The 19,040-nt window shown below is 58.3% G+C and carries 16 protein-coding genes; 14 read left to right on the forward strand and 2 right to left on the reverse strand.

Translation table 11 applies throughout. The features are described from left to right. Window positions 1–13 precede the first annotated feature (13 nt). The 7 genes from C7476_RS25580 (at window position 14) to C7476_RS25610 (ending at window position 7,146) form a co-directional block, all read left to right on the forward strand. A complete protein-coding gene (locus C7476_RS25580; protein WP_114432747.1) occupies window positions 14–817 on the forward strand; it encodes a DeoR/GlpR family DNA-binding transcription regulator in 804 nt (267 codons plus the stop codon). Between the two features lie 50 nt (window positions 818–867). Beyond that, window positions 868–1,866: a rhamnose ABC transporter substrate-binding protein gene (rhaS, locus tag C7476_RS25585; protein ID WP_114432759.1), complete on the forward strand. Its 999-nt coding sequence runs from the start codon at window positions 868–870 to the stop codon at window positions 1,864–1,866. 66 nt (window positions 1,867–1,932) lie between these two features. Further along, window positions 1,933–3,453 (forward strand): sugar ABC transporter ATP-binding protein, encoded by a 1,521-nt coding sequence (locus C7476_RS25590; RefSeq protein WP_114432748.1) that lies wholly within the window; start codon window positions 1,933–1,935, stop codon window positions 3,451–3,453. A 9-nt stretch (window positions 3,454–3,462) separates the two neighbouring features. Then, on the forward strand, window positions 3,463–4,464 hold the full coding sequence (locus tag C7476_RS25595) for an ABC transporter permease (RefSeq protein ID WP_181872609.1): 1,002 nt from the start codon (window positions 3,463–3,465) through the stop codon (window positions 4,462–4,464). Beyond that, window positions 4,461–5,462, forward strand: coding sequence for an ABC transporter permease (locus tag C7476_RS25600; RefSeq protein WP_114432749.1), 1,002 nt, complete (start codon window positions 4,461–4,463; stop codon window positions 5,460–5,462). Before C7476_RS25595 ends, C7476_RS25600 begins: the two co-directional genes overlap by 4 nt. A 5-nt stretch (window positions 5,463–5,467) precedes the next feature. Then, complete coding sequence (gene rhaM / locus C7476_RS25605; RefSeq protein ID WP_425374030.1) at window positions 5,468–5,782, forward strand: L-rhamnose mutarotase; 315 nt, start codon at window positions 5,468–5,470, stop codon at window positions 5,780–5,782. Next, a complete protein-coding gene (locus tag C7476_RS25610; RefSeq protein ID WP_114432751.1) occupies window positions 5,761–7,146 on the forward strand; it encodes an FGGY-family carbohydrate kinase in 1,386 nt (461 codons plus the stop codon). The genes rhaM and C7476_RS25610 overlap by 22 nt, the downstream gene beginning before the upstream one ends. A gap of 50 nt (window positions 7,147–7,196) precedes the next feature. Here the strand turns inward: C7476_RS25610 and C7476_RS25615 are convergent, their stop codons facing one another. Beyond that, the gene (locus C7476_RS25615; protein WP_181872610.1) at window positions 7,197–8,522 is read right to left on the reverse strand and encodes a dicarboxylate/amino acid:cation symporter; all 1,326 of its coding nucleotides are present in this window, start codon (window positions 8,520–8,522) and stop codon (window positions 7,197–7,199) included. Between the two features lie 263 nt (window positions 8,523–8,785). On the opposite strand from C7476_RS25615, the gene C7476_RS25620 reads away from it, so the two are divergent. Together C7476_RS25620 and C7476_RS25625 are read left to right on the forward strand one after the other, a co-directional pair. Further along, complete coding sequence (locus C7476_RS25620) at window positions 8,786–10,624, forward strand: sensor histidine kinase (protein WP_245426589.1); 1,839 nt, start codon at window positions 8,786–8,788, stop codon at window positions 10,622–10,624. Between the two features lie 2 nt (window positions 10,625–10,626). Further along, window positions 10,627–11,982 (forward strand): sigma-54-dependent transcriptional regulator, encoded by a 1,356-nt coding sequence (locus C7476_RS25625; RefSeq protein WP_114432753.1) that lies wholly within the window; start codon window positions 10,627–10,629, stop codon window positions 11,980–11,982. Here C7476_RS25625 and C7476_RS25630 read toward each other — a convergent pair. After that, window positions 11,979–13,109, reverse strand: coding sequence for a LacI family DNA-binding transcriptional regulator (locus C7476_RS25630; protein WP_245426585.1), 1,131 nt, complete (start codon window positions 13,107–13,109; stop codon window positions 11,979–11,981). The genes C7476_RS25625 and C7476_RS25630 overlap by 4 nt on opposite strands. Before the next feature lie 174 nt (window positions 13,110–13,283). On the opposite strand from C7476_RS25630, the gene C7476_RS25635 reads away from it, so the two are divergent. The 5 genes from C7476_RS25635 to C7476_RS25655 all read left to right on the forward strand — a co-directional run bounded on the left by C7476_RS25635 (window position 13,284) and on the right by C7476_RS25655 (window position 18,879). Next, window positions 13,284–14,264: an ABC transporter substrate-binding protein gene (locus tag C7476_RS25635; protein WP_114432754.1), complete on the forward strand. Its 981-nt coding sequence runs from the start codon at window positions 13,284–13,286 to the stop codon at window positions 14,262–14,264. Between the two features lie 94 nt (window positions 14,265–14,358). Next, entirely contained in the window at window positions 14,359–15,897 is a 1,539-nt protein-coding gene (locus tag C7476_RS25640; RefSeq protein ID WP_114432763.1) for a sugar ABC transporter ATP-binding protein, read from the forward strand. Beyond that, window positions 15,894–16,889, forward strand: coding sequence for an ABC transporter permease (locus C7476_RS25645; protein WP_114432755.1), 996 nt, complete (start codon window positions 15,894–15,896; stop codon window positions 16,887–16,889). The genes C7476_RS25640 and C7476_RS25645 overlap by 4 nt, the downstream gene beginning before the upstream one ends. Next, entirely contained in the window at window positions 16,886–17,863 is a 978-nt protein-coding gene (locus C7476_RS25650; protein ID WP_114432756.1) for an ABC transporter permease, read from the forward strand. Before C7476_RS25645 ends, C7476_RS25650 begins: the two co-directional genes overlap by 4 nt. Continuing rightward, window positions 17,863–18,879, forward strand: coding sequence for an aldose epimerase family protein (locus C7476_RS25655; RefSeq protein ID WP_114432757.1), 1,017 nt, complete (start codon window positions 17,863–17,865; stop codon window positions 18,877–18,879). The genes C7476_RS25650 and C7476_RS25655 overlap by 1 nt, the downstream gene beginning before the upstream one ends. The last annotated feature ends 161 nt before the right edge of the window (window positions 18,880–19,040 follow it).

Consider the following 19,040-nt stretch of genomic DNA (forward strand, 5'->3'; position numbering starts at 1 on the left):
GAGGAGGATAAGCATGCACGAGCGTGAGCGCCACCGCATCATTCTGAGCGCTGTTCAGGAAAAGCCGGTCATCACCATTCAGGACATTGCCGAACTGACGGAAGCGTCGGAAGCAACGATCCGTCGTGACATTGCCTCGCTCCATGTCAAAGGCAAGCTGCGCCGGGTGCGTGGAGGCGCCGAAGCCGTGCATCCACCGCAACTGACGCCCCTCGCCGGCCGGCACTTTCATGTTTCGGAGTCGGAAAACGCCGATAAAAAGCGCGCCATAGCCCGCGAAGCCGTAGCGCTCTGTGAAGAAGGCGACGCCATCATCATCAATGGCGGTACGACAACATTCCAGATGGTTCATTTCCTTGCGTCGCGGCGGTTGCAGGTGATGACCAATTCATTCGCCATTGCCGAGCATCTGGTGAAGAATTCCAAGAGCTCGGTCACTGTGCCCGGCGGGGCGATCTACCGCGAGCAAAGCATCATACTTTCGCCCTTCGACAACGATGTGACGCGCAATTTCTACGGAAAGCGGATGTTCATGGGCTCGCAGGGCGTCGGCCCGTTCGGGGTCATGGAGTCCGACGCGCTCATCATCCAAGGCGAGCAGAAACTGATCAATCAGGCCGATGAGCTCGTCTTGCTCGTTGATTCGACCAAGTTCGCTCGCCGCTCGAGCCTCATCCTCTGTCCGTTGCAGCGCGTTGCCACCATCATCACCGATGATGGCATTTCGGATGCGGACCGGAAAATGGTGGAGGATGCAGGCGTCAGGCTGATCATCGCAAATGTCAATCAATCAAGGAATTCCGTTTCCGTCGCGTGATGGAAGCGGTGTCGACCAACAATATGGTTCAATCTCTGGGAGGACAGACAATGAAACTTTTGAAGAAACTCGCGCTGGGATCGGCATTCGCCTTCGCCATGCTCGCATCGCAGGCGCACGCTGCCGATACGGTCAAGATCGGCCTCGTCGTCAAATCGCTCGGCAACGGCTTCTTTGAAGCAGCCAACAAGGGTGCTCAGGAAGCGGCCAAGGAGCTCGGCGGAGTCGAAGTTATCTACACTGGCCCCACCTCAACGACGGCCGAAGGCCAGATTGAAGTCATCAACGCCCTGATCGCGCAGAACGTCAATGCAATTGCGATTTCGGCCAATGATCCTGACGCGGTCATTCCGGCACTGAAGAAGGCCATGGCGCGTGGTATCAAGGTCATTTCCTGGGATTCGGCGGTTGCCAAGGATGGCCGCATCATGCATCTCAACCCGTCGTCCAACGAATTGATCGGCAAGATGTGCCTGCAGCTCGCCGCCGACCATCTGAAGGACGGCAAGGGTGATTTCGCCATTCTGTCCGCAACGACTACCTCGACCAACCAGAATACCTGGATCGAGGAGATGAAGAAGCAGCTGCCGAATTTCCCCGGGCTCAATCTCGTGACCACAGTTTATGGGGACGACCTATCGGACAAAAGCTACCGCGAAGCACAGGGCCTGTTGACCTCGCAGCCAAACGTCAAAGTCATCGTTGCCCCCACGACCGTTGGCGTACTCGCCGCATCGCAGGCTGTGGCAGATGCCAAGAAGATCGGTGAGGTTTATGTGACCGGGCTTGGCCTTCCTTCGGAAATGGCCGGCGCGATCAAGTCAGGTGCTACCAAGGAATTTGCCATCTGGAATCCGATCGACCTCGGTTACTCGGCAACCCAGATCGCTTATCGTCTTGTCAAGGGCGAGACAGACGGCGCGCCGGGCAGCGAGATAGCAGCCGGACGCATGGGCAAGATCAAGGTCGGCGACAACGGCGAGGCGGCCATGGCCGACCCGTTCGTTTACGACGCCAAGAATATCGATCAGTTCTCCAAGATATTCTGATCCGGACGTATCGTAGCCAGCCCGGCAGATTTTCTGCCGGGCATTTTTTCCCTTCCGGTATATTTGATGAACAAGATTAGCCTGCCCGAGCCCGTGTCCGAAACGCCCCTTCTGGAGATGCGTGGCATCTCCAAGTCGTTTCCGGGCGTGAAGGCGTTGAGCGACGTCAACATCGCATTGTACCCAGGGCGGGTAACGGCGCTGATAGGCGAAAACGGCGCTGGCAAGTCCACACTCGTCAAGATTCTCACCGGTATTTACGAGTCGGACGAAGGTGACATACAGGTCGATGGCAAGCCGGTAGTCTTTACAAACGCGCAGGATGCTATCGATTTCGGTGTCACTGCGATCCATCAGGAGACTGTGCTTTTCGACGAATTGTCAGTCGCCGAGAATATCTTTCTCGGCCATGCGCCGAAAACCAGGCTCGGCTTGGTCGACTGGAAAGCCGTCAATGCGCGCTCGCTGGCCCTGCTCCATTCCCTCGAGAGCAATATCGATCCGCGTGTGCGTCTTAAAGATCTCTCGATTGCCCAGCGCCATCTCGTTGCCATTGCCCGCGCGCTGTCCGTCGATGCGCGCATTGTCATCATGGATGAGCCAACCGCCGCGCTTTCTCGCAAGGAGGTCGACGATTTGTTCCAGATCGTCAAGCGCCTGAAAGCCCAGGGCAAGGCCATCCTGTTCATCAGCCACAAATTCGATGAAGTCTATGAGATCGCCGATCATTATGCGGTTTTCCGCGATGGCAAGGCGGTTGGCAGCGGCGCGCTTGCCGATGTCGGACAGGATGAGATCGTCAAGCTCATGGTTGGCCGATCCATCGAACATGCCTTCCCGAAAGTCGACATACCGCTCGGAGAGACCGTGCTATCGGTCGAAAACTACACGCATCCGACCGAGTTTCGCGACATCAGCTTTGCCCTCAGGAAGGGCGAGATTTTCGGGATCTACGGTCTTGTCGGCGCAGGCCGCTCGGAGATTTGCCAATCGCTCTTTGGCGTCACAAAACCTTCCGGTGGTGCTCTCAAGCTGGGCGGCAAGGAGATCGTCATCAGCTCGCCGAGCGATGCCATCAAGGCCGGTATCGTCTACGTGCCGGAAGAACGTGGCCGCCATGGCGCGGTATTGCAGCTCCCGATCTACCAGAACATTTCGCTGCCCTCACTGACACGCACCTCTCGCTCAGGTTTCTTGCGCGCGGCGGAGGAGTTTGCCCTTGCACGGAAATATGCCGAACGTTTCGACTTGCGTGCTGCCGCACTTTCCGTCCCGGTTGGCACCTTGTCCGGGGGTAATCAGCAAAAGGTCGTCATCGGCAAATGGCTGGCGACCCAACCGAAAATTCTCATCCTCGATGAACCGACCAAGGGCATCGACATCGGGTCAAAGGCTGCGGTCCATGCCTTCATCAGCGAACTCGCCGGCGAAGGCCTCAGTATCATCATGGTCTCGTCGGAATTGCCGGAAATCCTCGGCATGTCGGATCGCGTGCTGGTAATGCGTGAAGGCTTGTCGGCCGGTATCTTCGAGCGTTCGCAGCTCAATGCTGAAACTCTGGTCCGCGCCGCGACAGGCAATGCGTAAAGGTTGTAAATGATCAGGCAATTGTTCAAATTCCGCGAAATGCTGCTGGTGATCATCATCGCCATCCTGCTTGCTGTGTTTTCCACCCGCTCGCCGGGCTTTGCCACGCCGGGCAACCTTGCGAATATCTTCAACGACACGTCGATACTGATCATTCTTGCACTTGGCCAGATGGCGGTGATCCTGACGAAATCCATCGATCTTTCCGTCGCAGCCAATGTGGCCTTTACCGGCATGGCGGTCGGTATGTTGAATGCCGCCCATCCGGAACTGCCTCTCGCGCTGATCCTTGTTGTCGCTCTGTGCATCGGCGCCGTTCTCGGTGCGATCAATGGTATTTTCGTCTGGAAGCTCAATATTCCTTCGATCGTCGTCACACTTGGAACACTCACGATCTACCGTGGCATGGCGTTCGTTCTCTCCGGCGGCGCCTGGGTGAACGCGCACCAGATGACAGCGCCCTTCCTGCAGACGCCGCGCCAGCTCTTCCTCGGCTTGCCCATCCTTGGTTGGACGGCCATCGTGATCGTAGCCGTCATGCATCTCGTCATGTCGCGCACGTTTCTTGGCCGCGCGATCTATGCCTCCGGCGGCAACCCGACAGCGGCGGTCTATGCCGGTATCGATGTCGGACGTACCCGCTTTTTCGCGTTCGTCATCTCCGGAACCCTCGCAGGACTCTGCGGGTATCTCTGGGTGTCGCGCTACGCGGTTGCCTATGTTGATATCGCAGCAGGCTTCGAGCTTGATACGGTCGCCGCCTGCGTCATTGGCGGTATCTCGACGCTCGGCGGCATTGGTTCGGTTGCCGGCGCCGTCCTCGGAGCGCTGTTTCTTGGCGTCATCAAGAACGCGTTGCCGGTCATCAACATTTCGCCCTTTGCACAAATGGCGATTTCCGGCTCGGTTATCATTGCCGCCGTGATCTTCAATGCCCGTCAGGAACGGCGGCGTGGCCGTATCATCCTGCGTGATCGCGGCGCATCGGAACAGATCGAGGTGGCAGCATGAGCGCGATACCTGAAAAGCGGCTTATCCCGGACCGGCTTGGCACATCGGCAACGCGTCTGTTTGGCAGTTGGGAAGCACTTCTTTTTGCTGTCGCCGTGCTGATCTTCATCGCCAATTCCCTCGCCTCGCCCTATTTCCTCAATGCGTGGAATTTGTCGGACGCAACCTTCAACTTCACCGAGAAGGCGATGGTCGCCTTCGCCATGGCGCTTTTGATCATTGCCGGTGAGATTGATCTTTCGGTCGCTGCGATCATTGCACTTGCCTCGACCGCAATGGGAGCAGCAGCGCAGGCAGGCGTCGGTACGCCCGGCCTCGTCGCCATCGGCATCGGGACCGGCGTTGGATGCGGCGTGGTAAACGGCATCCTCGTTGCAGGACTTCGTCTGCCTTCCATCGTCGTCACGATCGGCACGATGAGCCTGTTTCGCGGGATCGCCTATATCGTGCTTGGCGACAAGGCCTATGGCGGCTATCCTGGTTCCTTTGCCTATTTCGGCCAAGGCTATGTCTTCTGGGTGTTCTCCTTCGAGTTCGTGCTTTTCGCCGTGCTGGCGATCCTCTTTGCGGCCCTGTTGCATGCGACAAATTTCGGCCGCCGCGTCTATGCCATCGGCAACAATGAATTTGCCGCCCGCTTCTCCGGTATTCGCGTCGAGCGCATCAAGTTCACGTTGTTCCTCCTGACCGGTCTGATGTCCGGCATCGCAGCGGTCTGCCTCACCTCGCGCCTCGGCTCCACCCGGCCGTCGATCGCACAGGGCTGGGAGCTCGAGATCGTCACGATGGTCGTCCTTGGCGGTGTCTCGATCCTTGGCGGTGCCGGCACGATCGGCGGCGTGGTCATCGCCGCCTTCGTCATGGGACTGGTCACCTTCGGCCTTGGCCTGCTGAACGTTCCCGGCATTGTCATGTCGATCTTCATTGGCCTGCTTTTGATCGTCACCATTACACTGCCGGTCATTATCCGTCAGTTCCGTCACAGGAAGTCCGCATGAGCGCGATGGAAAAATATGCGTTCAGGATGACACTCAATCCCGGTATGGAGGCCGAGTACAAGCGCCGTCACGACGAAATCTGGCCGGAACTCGTGGATCTCCTGCATGCGGCGGGTATTGCCGATTATTCGATCCATCTTGATCGCGCCACAAACACGCTCTTTGGCGTGTTGAGCCGCCCCGTTGGTCACACCATGCAAAACCTGCCCGAGCATCCGGTGATGAAGAAATGGTGGACCCATATGGCCGATATCATGGTCACCAATCCGGACAGCTCCCCGGTCCAGAGAGACCTCGTATGTCTTTTCCATCTGCCGTGAGCGACGGCCGCCGCATAGCCGTCATGGATGTTGGCAAGACCAATGCCAAGGTTGTTGTCGTTGACGCCGCGACAGGGACAGAAGTCGCCTCGCGCAGCACGCAGAACCGCGTCGCCAAGGATGGGCCCTATCCGCATTATGATGTGGAGGCGCTGTGGGCATTTTTTGTCGATACACTGACAATCTTTGCCCGATCGCCGGGCTTCGATGCAATTTCTGTCACCGCACATGGCGCGGCAGCCGCATTGCTGGGCGACAATGATCTGGCGATGCCGGTGATCGACTACGAGCATGTCTATCCTGACGAGGTGCGCGCAGCCTATGCTGCCTTGCGGCCGGATTTCGCCGAGACCCGCTCGCCGCTTCTTTCCGGCGGCCTCAATGTCGGTGCGCAAATCCACTACCAGAAGACGCAGTTTCCGGCTGAATTTTCCGCAGCCAAGACCATCGTCACCTACGCACAATACTGGGTCTGGCGCCTGACTGGCATTGCCGTGAACGAAGTCACGTCACTTGGCTGCCATACGGATCTATGGAACCCGCAAGCGGGCGAATATTCCAGTCTTGTCGATACGCTCGAGCTTCGTCGCTTGATGGCGCCCATCCGCTCTGCTTTCGACCGGATTGGTGATCTGCGCGAGCCGCTCGCCACGCGGATCGGGATGGCCAAACCCATCCCGATTTATTGCGGCATCCACGATTCCAACGCGTCGCTGCTGCCGCATCTGATCACCCGCACATCGCCCTTCTCGGTTGTATCGACCGGAACCTGGGTGGTGGCGTTTGCGGTCGGCGGAAGGCTGGATCAGCTCGACCCGGCACGGGATACGCTTGCCAATGTCGACGCCTATGGGAAGGCGGTGCCGTCGGCACGATTCATGGGCGGACGCGAATTCGATCTCTTGACCGGCGGCAGTACCTTCGAACCGGATGCCGATACGCTGGACCAGGTGATCCGCGAGCAGTTCATGATCCTGCCGGGCATCGTGCAGGGATCAGGCCCCTACCCCGCGCACGAACCGGTCCGGGTGAATGATGAGTCGCGATCGGCGCCCGAACAGAACGCAGCGGCCTCGCTATATACGGCACTCATGACCAATACGTGTCTTGAGCTTATTGGTGCTGCTGGCCCGACGATTGTCGAAGGACCGTTTTCCCGCAACCGAACCTATCTGGCTGCATTGCGGTCGTTGACGGCACGCGAAGTCATCGCTTCTCCCGGCTCCACGGGTACCAGTCTTGGCGCTGCACTCCTTGCCGGCGCCAGACGTCCGCTCGAACCAGTCTCGGACTATGTGGCCCCGTTGGGCGGATCCTTCGATATTTATGCACGGAACTGGCGGGATAACGTTGAACGCCAATGAAAAAAGGCGGGCTGTGGTAGCCCGCCTTTTCCTTGAACCAGTCTTATTCGTTAGCCTGCCAGCGCCAGTGCGTCCTCGTCGGCGAAGTCGCCATTGAGTGCTTGCGAGAGCTTGTTGGTGTCGAGCTCGCCCTCCCAGCGGGCGACGACGATTGTCGCCACCGCATTGCCGACGAGATTGGTAAGCGCGCGGCATTCGGACATGAAACGATCGATGCCGAGGATCAGCGCCATACCCGCGACTGGAACTGCGGGAACGACCGACAGGGTTGCAGCGAGTGTGATGAAGCCAGCACCGGTGATGCCCGCAGCGCCCTTGGAACTCAGCATGGCGACAAGCAGCAGCAATACCTGATCCGTGAGTGTCAGATGCGTATTCGTCGCCTGTGCGATGAACAGTGCAGCCAGGGTCATGTAGATGTTGGTACCGTCGAGATTGAACGAATAGCCGGTTGGAATGACGAGCCCGACCACGGACTTCTTGCAGCCTGCCTTTTCCATCTTGGCCATCAATGTCGGCAGGGCAGCTTCGGATGAACTTGTTCCAAGGACCAGCAGCAGTTCTTCCTTGATGTAGCGGATCAGCGCCAGGATGGAAAAGCCATTGTACCAGGCGACGGCGCCAAGAATGACGAGTACGAACAGCAGCGACGTCAGATAGAATGTACCGATCAGGAAGATGAGATTGGCAACCGATCCGATGCCGTATTTGCCGATGGTGAAAGCCATGGCGCCGAAGGCACCGATCGGTGCGGCTTTCATAAGGATCGCGACGAGCTTGAAAACCGGCGCTGAAAGCACCTGCAGGAAATTCGTAACCGGTTCCGCCTTCTCGCCGACCATGGCGAGTGAAAGGCCGAACAGTACCGAGAAGAAAAGTACCTGCAGGATATCGCCCGAAGCAAAGGCGCCAACGATCGTTGTCGGGATGATGTTCGTCAGGAAGCCGACGATGCTCTGCTCATGCGCCTGTTGTGTATAGGTCGCTACAGCGGCGGGATCGAGCGATGCAGGATCGATATTCATGCCGGCGCCCGGCTGGACGACATTGGCGACGATGAGACCGACGATCAAGGCAAGCGTCGAGAACGTCAGGAAATAAAGCATCGCCTTGCCGGCAACGCGGCCGACTTTTTTCAGATCACTCATGCCGGCGATGCCGGTGGTGACCGTCAGGAAAATGACCGGGGCAATGATCATCTTCACCAGTTTGATAAAAGCATCGCCGAGCGGCTTCATGCTGGTGCCGATGTCGGGATAGTAGTGGCCGAGCAGAATGCCGATGGTGATGGCAACAATCACCTGGAAATAAAGATGGGCGTAAATCGGCGTTTTGCCGCGTGGCTGCGGTGCTGCGGTTATCGTCACAGGACTCATAACTTCCTCCATGGTGCGAGCCGCGTCTGGCGCAATAAGCCTGCCAGCCTCCCGGGCTCTCGTTACAGGGCGGATAGACCGTCCCTCGCGAGAAGCATTGCAAGCACCGTGCCAATTTGTGATATAAGTATAAGTAATTGAAAACAAACAATATAAAATCTACGGCCGGATTCTTGATCACTGGAGTTGTGCGGTTATTCGCACGTACCTCTTGAGATTTGTGCGAATACCTGCACACTAACTTAATGGAAAATCGGCTGGTGATGCGCTCGGAAAGCATTCTGCACGCGGGAATGACACGCCCGCTCGTGAAGATTGTTTATGGCCTCCTTGCTGCAGTTCTTGTTGCAGGCGCACTTTTTGTCGCCAATGATTATGGCCGCAAACGCGCCTATGAATCGCTGCACGTCCGGGCACAGAGCGCGGCCGAACTCAACGCTGTCCTGCTGCGGACGGTGCTTGAGAAACAGCGGTCGCTGCCGTTCGTCCTCTCGCAGGACCGCGATGTGATCAGCGCGTTGACGACGCGCAGCGACAGCCTGTTGCAACTGGTGAACCGCAAGCTTGAAAGCCTGATCAGCGGTACCCGCTCGTCGGTGATTTATCTTCTCAACGCTGATGGCCTGGCACTGGCTTCCAGCAATTGGCGCGAACCGACGAGCTTCGTCGGTACCAACTACAGCTTTCGACCTTACTATACCGGCGCTATCGCTGCCGGCAGCGCCGAACACTATGCTTTCGGTACCGTCAGTAAACGTCCGGGTCTTTATATTTCAAGACGCATCGATGGACCATCGGGAACGCTCGGCGTTATCGTCGTCAAGGTCGAATTCGATGAGCTTGAGGCCGATTGGCGCCGTAACAGCGATCCGTCCCTGGTTGTTGATCAGCGCGGTATTGTGCTGATCACAAGCCTGCCCGGATGGCGGTTCATGACCGAGGGGCCAATCGTGCCGGACCAGATGGGGCCGATCCGCGAGAGTCTGCAATTCGGTGATGCGCCCCTCGCGCCGCTCGACATCACGCCTGCCTTGCCGCAGGGCCAGCCTGATATTGTTCGTGCACGCTTGCCAGGCGCGGCGAAGGCGGACGAATTCGTCCGCGTACAGACGGCGGTTCCCACCACGAGCTGGAACCTGCAACTCCTGACCCCCGCAGCGTCCGCCGTGGCCGAGGCAACGCGGACAGCACAGTTGCTGGCGCTGATCGTTCTTGCCCCCTTACTCGGGTTGACCGTTTTTTTCCTGCGCCGCCGCGGATTGGCACTGCGGCGTGCCCGCGAGCAGGAGGCGGCACGGCTCGAACTCGAGCGGCGCGTCACCGAGCGCACGGCAGATCTCAGTACTGCTCACGCAGAACTCGTAATGCAGGTCGAGGAGCGCCAGAAGACCGAGGCAAAGTTACAGATTGTTCAACAGGACTTGGTGCAAGCCAACCGTCTTGCCATTCTCGGACAAGTCACCGCTGGCGTCGCCCATGAGATCAACCAGCCTGTGGCGGCCATTCGCTCCTATGCGGACAATGCCAAGACTTTTCTTGGCCGAAACCAGATCGATTCTGCCAAGGACAATCTGAAAGCGATTGCAGGACTGACGGAGCGCATTGGTGGGATCACCGATGAACTGCGTACCTTCGCGCGCAAGGGAACGGGCGACGCGGGACCCATCAGCGTTAGCGATGTGATCGAGGGTGCGTTGCTGCTGCTGGGCACCCGGTTCCGGCAGAGAGCCGGTCAGATCATCACACAGACACCACCGCCGGATATCAAGGTGCACGGCAATCGTATGCGTCTCGAACAGGTGCTGATCAATCTCATGCAGAATGCAGTGGAGGCAACGGAAGGCGGTCCGGCCAGCAAGATCAGCGTGGAAACCCGGGTGACCGACGGCGAGGTCCAGCTGATCGTTTCCGACAATGGACCAGGTATTCCTGAAGCAATCATGCAAGCGCTGTTCACACCTTTCAATACGTCCAAGGATCGTGGCCTCGGGCTCGGTCTGGTCATCTGCCACGACATCGTCGCGGATTATGGCGGGCGCATCGACGTCAAAAGTAGCAGCGCGGGAACAGAGTTTACCGTTCATCTTCCAAGGGTCGCCTGATTATGGATTTTCAACCCAGTGTCGCTTTCGTCGACGATGACGATGATCTGCGCAATGCCAATCGCCAGACCCTGGAGCTTGCAGGGTTTACGGTGGTGCCTTTTGCGGATGCAATGAGCGCCTTGCGCTCTTTGACACCGGATTTTGCCGGCGTTGTCGTCACTGACGTGCGCATGCCGAATATCGACGGTCTGGAATTGTTTCGCCGCCTGCACGCCTTGGATGCCGATCTGCCCGTCATCCTCATCACCGGCCACGGCGACATCGACATGGCGGTCGAGGCGATACAGGAAGGCGCCTATGATTTCATTGCCAAGCCCTATCCAGCTGATCGCCTCGTCCAGAGCATTTTGCGAGCGACTGAGAAGAGGCGGCTGGTCATGGAAAACCGCCAGCTGCGCCTCGCGCTTGAGACTTCCGACGACAACCTGCCGCTCATTGGCCAGACCCCTGTCATGCAGAACCTTCGCAAGACATTGCGCCACGTGGCCAATGCAGATGTCGACGTGCTGATTGCCGGCGAAACCGGTACCGGCAAGGAAGTGGCGGCAAGCCTCTTGCATGAATGGAGCCGCCGCAAACAGGGCAATTTCGTCGCGCTCAATTGCGGTGCACTGCCGGAGACCGTGATCGAAAGCGAGCTGTTCGGTCATGAGGCTGGTGCATTTACCGGCGCACAGAAAAAGCGCATAGGCCGCATCGAGCATGCCAGTGGCGGCACGTTGTTTCTCGACGAGATCGAAAGCATGCCGCTATCGACGCAGGTCAAATTGCTGCGCGTGCTTGAAACCCGCGAGATCACGCCGCTCGGCACCAATGAACATCGTCCCGTCGATCTGCGTGTCGTTGCAGCGGCAAAGGTAGATCTCGGCAGCCCTGAACAGCGCGCGAACTTCCGCGAAGACCTATTTTATCGCTTGAACGTCGTCACGATTTCGATCCCGCCTCTGCGCGAGCGCCGGGAGGATATTCCGCTCCTGTTCACGCATTTCCTGCACCGAGCGGCGGCACGCTTCAAGAGCGAGCCGCCAGAGATGACCGGGGCGTTGCGATCGCGCCTGATGGAACTTGACTGGCCAGGCAATGTTCGCGAGCTTTCGCATTTTGCCGAACGAGTTGCACTCGGACTGGACGAGCTGGAAGGCGAGCGGCTCAGTCAGACGACCAACATCATAAACCTGCCCGAGGCGATGGAGCAGCACGAGGCAAAGCTGATCCGTGATGCGCTGAGCGCAAACCATGGCGATGTGCGTTCGACCATTGAGACCCTCGGGATTCCGCGCAAGACCTTCTACGACAAGTTGCAGCGGCACGGGATCGATCGTGCCGACTATGCGAAACAGAAGACCGGGAACTAGCCGAAGTACGCCAGCTTTGCGGTGCACTCTGCCACCGATAATCGCTCCACCAGCGGGCATTCGAGCTTGGTGACCGGATAGCGCTCGCCCGATGACTGCGCAAAGCTGTCCAGCTGCTCGATTGCCCAGCGTCCCATTGCCCGGTGCGGCAGGACCGAGGTCGTCAATTGCGGATGGAGATGGCGCGAGATTTCTTCGTCGTCATAACCGATTACGGAGATATCTTCGGGGATACGCATCCCCGCCTCCTTCAGCGCTTCGTAACAGCCAATCGCGGTACGGTCATTCTGACAGAAAATGGCAGTGGGGCGGTCATCCAGCGTCAGCAGTTCTTTCGTTGCCGCATAGCCCGCGCTCGCCGACCAGTCACCCTCGATCACCAGCTCCGGATCGAAAGGGATATCGGCTGTCGCCAAAGCGCGCCGATAACCCTTGAGCCGGTCCTTCGCGGCCTCCATCCATGGTTCGCCGGTAATAGTGCCGATGCGCCGATGGCCATGCTGGATCAGATGACGGGTCGAATGTTGACCACCCGCGATCTCGCTTGGCACGACGGCAGGAAAAGCATGGTCTGTCGTGTAGCAGTTGATGAGAACGACCGGAATGTCGAGTTCGTAAATCGCTGCCGGCAAGACCACCTCGCGTGTGAAGATGGCCATATAGATCAATGCCGAGATTCCCTGTTCGCCCAGCGCGCGGATCGTACGGGGCTCCATCTCGGGGTCGTTGAGTGTCTGGGCAACCAGGATGATATTACCGGCATTCCACGACGCCTGGCGCGCACCTTCGATAGCGACGACCGCTTCCGGACTGGTCGCAAGCTGATCGACGACAAAGCCGATCTTGCTGTCGACCGCCGGCGTCGGGGTATCCGCGATATCGAGATGGGCGAAGCTCGGTGCGGCATAGCCGAGCGAGCGCGCCGCCTCTATCACCCGTTCGCGTGTTTCGGCGGCAAGCTTGATGCCCGGTGTCCTGTTGAGCACGAAGGAGACAGTAGCCTGAGAGCACCCCGCAACACGGGCGATATCGGTCATTGTCACACGCTTGCTGACGCGTTTGCGCCGCACTGCCAAGCGCGTGGTCTTAACTTTGCCAGTGGTCGAATTATCCACCGTATCACCCATCCGAAACGATGCTTCCGGCGGCCCGAAGACCGGCCGGAATCGATGAAGTTACGGGGAATATTACGAACAGTTTGCCCGACTAATCAACATAAATAATTATTGACTAATTTTTATAAGCAGCGATGATCACCGCAGTGGGATCGCCACGCGCTAATTTCTGGGAGGAAATTTTCAATGAATATCACCCGTCGGACTCTGCTGTTTACTTCAGCCGTTGGGCTGGCCGCCTCCATGGTCGCTGGCAGTGCATTGGCTGATGCGCCGCCGCTCAAGAAGAAAGACACTTACAAGGTCGGCTTTGCCCAGACCGAAAGCAACAATCCATGGCGCCTGGCCCAGACTGCAAGCATGCAGGAAGAAGCCAAGAAGCGCGGATGGCAACTGGTTTATACGGATGCCGCCAGCTCCGCCGCCAAGCAGGTCGCCGACGTCAATTCGATGATCGCCCAGGGCGTTGACCTGATTTTCCTTGCACCACGTGAGGAAAAGCCACTGATCCCTGCGATCAAGGCTGCCAAGAACGCCGGCATCCCGGTTATCCTGCTCGATCGTAATGTCGACGCTTCGCTGGCAAAGCCTGGCGAGGATTATGTAACGTTCATTGGCTCTAATTTCATCGAGGAAGGCCAGCGCGTTGCCGATTGGCTGGTCAAGAACGCCAATGGCAAGACAACGATCATCGAGCTTGAGGGAACGACCGGTTCCTCGCCGGCCAACGATCGCAAGAAGGGCTTCGACGAGGTCATTGCCAAGAATCCGGACTTCAAGATTGTCGCCTCGCAGACCGGCGATTTCGCCCGCGACAAGGGACGCCAGGTTGCCGAAACGCTGTTGCAGGCGCACCCCGACGCCAACGTCGTCTATGCTCACAATGACGAGATGGCGATGGGTGCAATTTCCGCAATCGAGGCCGCTGGCAAGGTGCCGGGCAAGGATATTCTCGTCCTGTCGATCGACGGCGGTAAAGAAGCCGTACAGGCGGTGGTCGATGGCAAGATTGCAGCTGTTGTCGAATGCAATCCACGTTTTGGACCCAAGGCATTCGACACGGCTGTCGCCTATGCGGCTGGCGAGAAGATTCCGGACAAGATCATCAATCCCGATCAGTTCTACGATGCCAGCAATGCGAAGGACCTGCTGAGCACCGCCTATTGATTTTGTGGCTCTGCCAGCGCTCTTATAGGGCGCTGGCTTTTTTTCGGCATTTGCTATGCCGGAGCCCTTCGATGCGTTCAGAATTGGCTTTGCAATGAACACCGATAGTCTTTTATCGATGACCGGAATTGACAAACGCTTTGCCGGTATCCCCGCTCTGTCCGGCGCTTCCTTTGCTGTCGGCCGCGGCGAAGTTCATGCGCTGATCGGCCAGAACGGTGCGGGCAAATCGACCCTGATCAAGGTACTGACCGGCTATTACAAGCGCGATGCCGGTGAAGTTGTGTTCGATGGCAAGCCATTCGAGGTCTCCTCGCCGCAACAGGCGCAGGCGAGCGGCATCAGCACCATCTACCAGGAAATCAACCTCGTCCCCTATCGCTCCATCACCGAGAATATATGTCTTGGCCGCGAAGCGCGCCGCTACGGCCTGCTCGACTGGAAGCGCATGCACCAGGAAGCTGAAGCGCTGCTGCGGCGGTTCAATGTGCGCGCCGATGTGCGTCGCCCGTTGCTGGAATTCAATACCGCCACGCAGCAGATGGTGGCGATTGCGCGTGCCATCGGTTTTTCGGCAAAGCTCGTTATCATGGATGAACCCACCTCCTCGCTCGATGAGCGTGAAGTCGCTGTGTTGTTCAATGTCATCCGGCAACTGAAGCAGGAAGGCGTTTCGGTTGTTTTCGTCAGTCACAAACTGGATGAGCTTTATGAGGTTTGCGACCGCGTCACCATCATGCGCGATGGCCGGACCGTAAAGACCGCGGCCATGAACGAGATCGACAAGATTGGTCTTGTCTCCGCAATGCTTGGGCGCGCCATCGAACGGGCCGAGGGCCACGCCACGGCATTCAGTGATCGTGACGAAAAGAAAATCGGCAAGGTGCTGCTGTCGGCCGAAAACCTCGCAATCAACCAGATCGTGCAGGACGTATCGTTCAGCGTGCGCAGCGGCGAGATCGCCGGGTTTGCCGGACTTCTCGGCGCGGGGCGTACGGAAACGGCCCGGTTGGTCTTCGGCATCGACCGTCCGCGTGCGGGTACAATGACCTTCAACGGGCACAACTTCAATCCGCATAAGCCCTCCGATGCCATTGCTGCTGGCATGGGATTCTGTACCGAAGATCGAAAGAGCGAAGGCATAGTGCCCGACATGAGTGTTGCGGAAAACATGATGCTGGCGTTGATGCCGAAACTCAGCAAATCCGGTGTCATCGATGAGAAGGCGCAGCGCGACATCGTCGAGCGTTTCATCAGGCAACTCGGCATCAAATGCTCCGGACCGGACCAGAAGGTGCGCGAGCTTTCCGGTGGCAATCAGCAGAAGGTTCTCCTCGGCCGCTGGTTGGCCATGAACCCGCGTCTGCTCATTCTCGACGAGCCGACGCGCGGCATCGATATCGGAGCCAAGGGCGAGATTCAGGCACTTATCAAGACGCTGGCCGATCAGGGGCTCGCGGTACTGATGATCTCTTCAGAACTCGAAGAGGTGATCGAGGGCGCCGACCGTGTATTCGTCTTGCGCGAAGGCATCAGCGTTGCCGAGTTCGATCGCGATGACGCAACCGAAGACGCGGTCATGTCAGCGATGGCCCACGGCAGCGCGCCGACTATCGCGGAGGCCGCAGCATGACCGACACGGCGCGGCAACAGCGCATATCGCGACCGTTCGACCCATTCGATTTCATGGCGCGCTATGGCACCTTGATTGCACTGGCTCTGCTCATCCTGTTCAATTTTGCATTCACCCGCAACTTCGCCACGATGCAGACGCTGAACGTCAATCTCACGCAGGTCTGCACGATTGTCATCGTTGCCGTTGGCATGACGCTCGTCATCGCCACCGGCGGCATCGATCTTTCCGTTGGATCACTCATGGCGATCTCGGGTGCGCTTGCGCCCATGATCTTCCTTGGCAAAATTGTTCCGATCGACAATGTCGCTCTCGCCGTTGCCGCGGCCATGATCATCGCGGTTGGTGTTGCGGGCTTGTTTGGCCTGTTCAATGGCTGGCTCATCGCCAGGTTTCGCATCCAGCCCATCGTCGCCACGCTGGTGTTGTTCATTGCCGGTCGCGGCATTGCCCAGGTGCTGACCAACGGCAATCTCCAGACATTCCGCGTTCCGCAATTCCAGTGGATCGGTCTCGGCCGCCTCTTCGGCATTCCGGTGCAGGTCGTGCTTATGGTGCTCCTGGTGATCGCTGCCGCATGGATGCTGAAGCGTACGGTTTTCGGCCGTCAGATCCTCGCCATTGGCGGCAACGAACGTGCGGCAGAGCTTTCCGGTATCGCGGTCTCCAGGGTGAAGCTCGTCGTTTATACGATCAGCGGCCTTTGTGCCGGGATAGCCGGTCTCGTCGTGATCGCCATCAACTCCTCCAGCGACGCCAATCTTGTCGGAATGGGCATGGAGCTCGATGCTATCGCGGCGGTTGCCGTTGGCGGCACGCTGTTGAGTGGCGGCAAGGCAACCATTATCGGCACCCTGCTCGGCGCCATGACAATCCAGCTCGTCCGCTATACGCTGCTCGCCAATGGTGTTCCTGATGCTGCGGCCCTTGTGGTCAAGGCGGGCATCATCGTGCTCGCCGTATGGATACAGCAACACGGCAGGCGCGCATGACCCGGCAAAGACTCATATCCATGCTTGGCAGTTACGGCGTCGTTCTGGCGCTGCTGCTGCTCGTCCTCTTCGGATGGGCGCGCTACGATTATTTTCTCGGCTTTTTCAACATCACCAGCGTTCTGCGTTACAATTCGATGTTTGCGCTCGTGGCTCTCGGCATGTGCTTCGTCATCATGACCGGCGGTATTGATCTGTCTGTCGGCTCGACTGCTGCGCTCGGCAGCGTCGTCGCGGCGCTTGCCAGTCCGCAAGGCGCTTTGGTTGGCCTTGGAGCCGGGGTCGGCGCCGGGCTCTGCGTCGGCCTGATCAATGCGATTCTCGTCACACGATTGAAGATCATGCCATTCGTTGCGACCCTTGCAATGATGCTGGCGGCAAGCGGTACCGCGCTTCTCCTCGCCGACAACCAGTCCGTATCGGTATCCTATGAAAGCGGGTTCACGTCGATCGGCCAGGACAATTTTCTCGGCTTTCCCATACCCGCCTGGATTGCGATCGTTGCCTATGTGGTCGGCTGGATTGTTCTGAATTTCACCAGTACGGGCCGTGGGGTGCTCGCCGTCGGCGGCAACGAAGATGCAACGCGACTGATGGGCCTCCCCGCCGACCGCATCAAGTTTCTCGTCTATTTTGCCAGCGGCGGCCTTGCCGGGCTCGCCGGTGTAATCCTCGCTTCGCAGTTTGGAGCGGGGCAGCCGATCGAGGGTGTCGGCTGGGAACTCTTCGCCATAGCCGCAGTCGTCGTCGGTGGAACCCTGCTGACCGGCGGGGTCGGTTCTGTCGGGGCCACGCTTGCGGGCGTGCTGCTGCTTGGCATCCTCTTTAATGTTTTAAACTTCGAAAACGGCAAGGGCTGGATCTCGCTCTCCGCCTACTGGCAATCGGTCATACGCGGCCTATTCCTGCTGGTCGTCGTGATCTTGCAGGCGAAACTTTCCTCGCGCGGCAGCGTCGCTGTCAGGGATTATTGATGCGTGACAATGCGCAACCAGAGCTATTCGGTACGTTTCAAGGCGAACCGGTATTCCAGGTAACGATCCGCTCGCCTGCCGGGGCCGTTGCCAGAATTTTGAACTGGGGTGCCGTCATCAGGGATCTGCAAATTCCCTTGAGCGATGGAATCCTGCAGCGCGTGGTTCTTGGTTTCGATGGCTTTGACGACTACCCGGCCCTTTCACCTTATTTCGGCGCACTTGTCGGCCGTTACGCCAACCGTATTGCCGGCGGGCGTTTCCTGCTTGATGGAAAGATCGTTCAACTCGACCTTAATGAACATGGCATCCAGACCTTGCATGGAGGCAGCGGCGGGGTTTCTCAGCGCCTGTGGACCATTGCCGGCTGGAGTCAGTCTTCTGTAACCCTTTCAATCAATCTGCCCGATGGCGATCAGGGCTTTCCCGGCAACATGGATGTGCACTGCACCTATAGCCTCGATGACCTCACGCTTTGCGTCGAAGTTGAAGCGGTCACCGATGCGCCAACCGTCGCCAATTTTGCCCAGCATTCCTATTTCAATCTCGATGGCTCCAGCGATATTCGCGACCATCGGCTGCGGATCCTCGCCGATGCCTACACGCCCGTTGACGAGAGCCTCATTCCCACGGGTGAAATCACCGGGATTGATGAGACGGCCTATGATTTTCGCCTGCCCCGCCGCATCGGTACGAGCGGCTCAACCCTCTACGATCATAATTTCGTCCTGAGTGAGCCAATAAGCGATGGTATGCGTTTTGCAGCTTCGCTCGTGGCGGGTAATGGCCTTGCCATGCAGGTGCACACGAGCGAGCCGGGTCTGCAATTCTACGATGGAGCGAAGATACCTAGCGTCATCGGTCTTGGCGGCACACATTATGGCCCGCATGCCGGCCTCTGCCTGGAAGCACAGCATTTCCCCGACAGTCCGAACCAGCCGCAGTTTCCGGGCACGATCCTTCGCCCCGGCGAGACCTATCGCCAGCGTACGGAATTCCGCTTCCATAACGTCTAGAGCGGAGAATATCCACTCTAGCTTGCCAATCACAATTTCCCGCCCTATGCCGGTCTGCAGCAAAGTGGAGGCATTGATGGCTACGAATGTTGCATTGACGGGATTGGCGCGGGATATGCAGGCGCGGGCGGATACGGGCCGACCGATCCGCATCGGCCTGA

It is taken from the genome of Phyllobacterium bourgognense (assembly GCF_003337575.1).
Lineage (GTDB): Bacteria > Pseudomonadota > Alphaproteobacteria > Rhizobiales > Rhizobiaceae > Phyllobacterium > Phyllobacterium bourgognense.